This window comes from Pelotomaculum sp. FP (genome assembly GCF_004369245.1).
GTDB classification, from domain to species: Bacteria; Bacillota; Desulfotomaculia; order Desulfotomaculales; family Pelotomaculaceae; genus Pelotomaculum_C; species Pelotomaculum_C schinkii.
This window is the reverse complement of the sequence record NZ_QFGB01000108.1, coordinates 1-4,327: the sequence shown is the minus strand read 5'-3', so window position 1 is coordinate 4,327 and position 4,327 is coordinate 1. Positions and strand designations below refer to the sequence as shown.

4 protein-coding genes are annotated in these 4,327 nt (G+C 44.9%); all 4 read right to left on the bottom strand.

Going from position 1 to position 4,327, the window contains the following annotated elements:
• Nucleotides 1-285: 285 nt before the first annotated feature.
• Nucleotides 286-1,704, bottom strand: coding sequence for a GntP family permease (locus tag Psfp_RS20710; RefSeq protein WP_134220407.1), 1,419 nt, complete (start codon nt 1,702-1,704; stop codon nt 286-288).
• 117 nt (nt 1,705-1,821) lie between these two features.
• Entirely contained in the window at nt 1,822-3,096 is a 1,275-nt protein-coding gene (locus Psfp_RS20705; protein ID WP_134220406.1) for a 4Fe-4S binding protein, read from the bottom strand.
• Between the two features lie 75 nt (nt 3,097-3,171).
• Entirely contained in the window at nt 3,172-4,080 is a 909-nt protein-coding gene (locus tag Psfp_RS20700; RefSeq protein ID WP_192895571.1) for a glycyl-radical enzyme activating protein, read from the bottom strand.
• Nucleotides 4,081-4,100: 20 nt separating this feature from the next.
• Nucleotides 4,101-4,327, bottom strand: a 227-nt coding sequence (locus tag Psfp_RS21945; RefSeq protein ID WP_348981176.1) for a hypothetical protein, incomplete at its 5' end; no start/stop codon positions are given.

Genomic DNA, 4,327 nt, shown 5'->3' with positions numbered 1-4,327 from the left:
CGGCTCCGGCTTCTTTTTTACCATTTTATATGCACCATCTTGGAGGCTTTTGAGAGCCAAAATTGCACTGTTTATATGGTTGTCTAAAATCAGTTTTTAAAATCAGAACCTATTCAGCAAGCCCTAACTAGTGTTTGTGCTATGATCAGGTACTCCTCATTGGGTAGGTTCACAAAATTCCGCTACCTAAATCGGTAACATACCCTGATATGTTGACACCCCCAAGTGTCTTTTGTAAAAAGCTGCCCAGGAGGGCAGCTTTTTACTCTACCTCTAGAACTAGTTTTATACTAATCCTGTAACGGAATGAACTAAATAATAAACTCCGATTGCAAGGAAGGCCACTAGAGTTTTAGCAACCACTACCGCAAACATATCTTTGTAGGCCTGCCTGTGGGTAAGGCCGCAAATCAACAGAATAGTTATGACAGCGCCGTTATGCGGCAGGTCGTCCATGCCACCTGAAGCCAGAGACGCTATCCTGTGTAATATTTCCGGCGACATTCCTATAGCATTAGCCATTGCCAGCCAGTGTTTGCCCATAATGTCCAGAGCAATGGCCATACCACCGGAAGCGGAACCAGTTATGCCGGCAAGAACGTTGACAGTAACAGCTTCTGATAATAACGGCGAATTACCCATTTGAATATTCAATAGGAAATTTGAGATTGATTTAAATCCCGGCAACGCGGCAATAACATTACCATAACCCACTTCTGATACTACATTCATGACAGCCACCAAAGAGCCAATGGCTCCTGCATTTAGGGCTTTCGACATATTGTCGACACCCCGCATGTTTTTATATCCGATACAAATGGCCAGGATGATGCCGCAGATTTCGGCAATGATCAAAGACCATATAGCAGATATGCTGCTTACGCTTGCCGCCATAAGAGGCAGGCTCATATTTTTGAAGGGTTCCAATATGTTAGGATCCCAGGTAAACACTTTCGTCATGAAAAAATTTATAATCAGGACTGCCAGCAGCGGTAAAATGGAAAGTCTCCAATCAATGGGATTGCGTTCAGTGGTAGCATCTATCTCATTAATATGGCCGGTACCATAACCTTCACCTGCTGCTTCAGCCTGCTGGATACGATGTTTAAACCAGAGAAAACATAGTAACACAATCAACAATCCACAAATGGTGCCGGTAATCGGTGCAGCAAAGGTGTCGGTACCGAAATACTTGGTAGGAATGATGTTTTGGACCTGGGGCGTTCCGGGGAAAGCATCCATTGTGATTGTCCCTACCGACAAAAGCACAACAGCTGGTAAGAGGCGCTTTGGCACATCCACTTCACGGAAGAGGACACTGGCGAAAGGATAAATAGCAAAAATAGCTACCATGGCGTTAACCCCGCCGTAGGTAAGCACCATACCGGCAATGGCAACTGCTACAACGGCTTTATATTTACCCTTGCCCATGGATTTAATAATATACTTGGCAATGGATTCAGCCATTCCTGTGGCTTCGAAAACCTTGCCAAACATAGCTCCCAGGATAAAAACCGGAAAATAGGATTTAAAATAACCAACAGCTTTTCCTAAAAATAGTTCGGTATAAGCGGGCATCGGTGAAAGGCCCTGGCTGAGCGCAGCTAAAATCGCCACAATAGGGGCAATATAAAGCACAGAAAAGCCGCGGTAAGCAAAGTAAATCAGGAGGGCTAAACTTATTAAAATACCTAATTCCGCCATTAAGAATTCAACTCCTTTTCTATTCCGAACATCCTGAGTGCCTATGGAGTTAATATGACTGAAGATATGAAATATTGGTGGACATTCGCCACCAATATTTCATATCCTAACTGATTATTATTCTTTGACCCACTTCTTGGGAAGACCACGGCCGTTCCAAATGAGCTCGCCTGTTTCTTTCAAGACCATTGACACGGCGTCTTTCGGGCAATGTCCCTGGCACCAGGCACACCCATAGCACTGGTCATTGATAACCGGGCCGGCTTCTTTGTCCAATTTAATGGCGCCGTAGGGGCACACTTTTTCACAAATACCGCAACGGTTGCATTTTTCCAGGTCATATACCGGAATAATGGGCGTGGGATGCGCCATCGGGGATTGTTCTCTTGGCCAATCCCTGATGTAAGAGAAATCTTTTACGCACATGCCGGTAAATTCGTCCACCGACTTATACCCTTTACGGTCCATAAAAGCGCTCATGCCCTCAATAGCATCTTTCAAAACGCCCACACCGCGGGAATAAATCGCTGAGCATAGTCCGGTGACCTGGCAGCCAGCCATCATGTAACGAACACAATCATCCCACGTAAAGATACCGCCGATCCCGATTACAGGAATTTTTACAGTGGCAGTACTCTCCAAAACCTTTGCCAGTGAGAAGAGCTGCCAGGCTCTTCCCATCAGCCCTCCGCAGGAATAGGGTCCACCGTAGAATGTACCGGTTTCATGGTCGATCCAGGTTCCATAGAAGGAGTTGTTTGCAGAAATTGCAGCTGCCCCGGCTTTCTCCACAGCCAGCGAAAGAGCAGCCGTGTTGACGCACTGCGGTGTCATCTTGAAAATAATCGGCACCTTTACCGAATCCACACAAGCCTTGGTTATCGTATAGGCAGTCGTGGGATCCAGGGCGAGGGGCGCCCCCACATCTTTATGGGCTTCTTCAGCTCCGAAGGTGGCATGCGGTCCGCCGGTGTCCAGCTCGATCATATCGCACCCCAAGTTTTCCATGTCCTTGCAGAGGCTTGTCCAGCTGTCGGCATCTGTCCCGATACCGGATACGCTGGCAATAAACAGGACATCATTTTCCCGGCAGAGTTTTAAGGTCTTGGGCCCTTCTGTTTCCAGCCATTGATCGTAAGGCATATTGTGGAACATCTGGCTGCATACCCAGCTGTCCTTCAACTCGGGGCCGAATTTTTTTAAGGAATAGAAAAACGGCCTGGGCCAGCGGTGCGGCCCATCGATTTTGTGACAAGTCTTTCCGACAATCCAGCCAATTCCCTGATCAATAACACGTTTTGCCAGCCAGGCGTGCCCGCCGTAATCGCATGATGTTACACCAACAGGGTTTTTAATATCGACTCCTAGAAAATTCGTACGTAAATTTGCCATGTATATATCTCCTTTCGTTTAATTATTGTTTCGCTTTATAGTTAATTAACAAACCTCAAGGGATCTTATCTAACCTTACATCATTCGTCCAATTGTTGTTTTAAACCCATATTTAGTAAATATATCCCTTGCCCTAACAACTTCCTCCTTATTTATTTCCCCTATTTTGGGATAAGGTGAAGCTAAGCCAAGGTATTCATACTTACTCGACCCTAATGAATGCAATGGCAGAATATCCACCCATTCAATACTGATTGTTTTTAAAAATTCTGCTGTTGCTATTAAATTTTCCAAAGTGTTGTTATAACCAGGTATCAACGGTATAGATATTCTTGTTTTACATTTTTCTGCTATCAATTTGGCATTTTCTAGTATAATTTTGTTTGATACCCCGGTCCCTTCCAGGTGCTTTGCCGGATCCATATGTTTTATATCCAGAAGGACCATATCTGTGAACCCTAGGAGATCATCATATACTTCCCATTTTGCATAACCTGTTGTATCCAGAACTGTGGAAATCCCTTTTTCTTTGCTTTTTTTAAGTAACCCTCTTGTGAAATCAGGTTGGTATAAAGGTTCACCTCCGCTTATCGTTAATCCACCATCTGAGCCATAAAATGGTTTGTCTTTTTCGACCTCCTTCATAACTTCATCAATTGTTATCACTCTACCCGCCTGCTTGAAGGCGGAATAGGGGCATACTTCCACACATTTCATGCACAATACGCACTTTTGTCGATTAACCTTATTATCCGGCATCACGCTGATGGCGCCTGCTGGACAATTCTCAACGCATTGGCCACAACCTATGCATTTTTTTGGAATAAAATACAGCTGTGGTGAATACTCCAGGGTTTCAGGATTGGCACACCACTTGCATCTCAAAAAACACCCCTTGATAAATACTGTTGTTCTAATACCTGGACCATCATGTGTTTCAAATTTCTTAATGTCCGCTATGATGCCAGTGTTTCTTGTCGTCATGGTGTACCCCTTATCCGCTTTTACAGCCCCATCAATCTGGCCGGTACTTCCTTGGCCATGACATTGATATCCGCTTCGCTTACCCCCTGGGCTAACAGAGTTTTGATAAAAGATTTCCATCCCGGTACAGGGTTATTTCCCGGTTGCCCGGCGTCGGTGATCAGGACGAGATGGTCCGGCCCTTTTTCTTTAATCAACTCTTTAATCAGGTTGAAGGAATAGTCAAAGGCAATAATCCAGTCCTGCA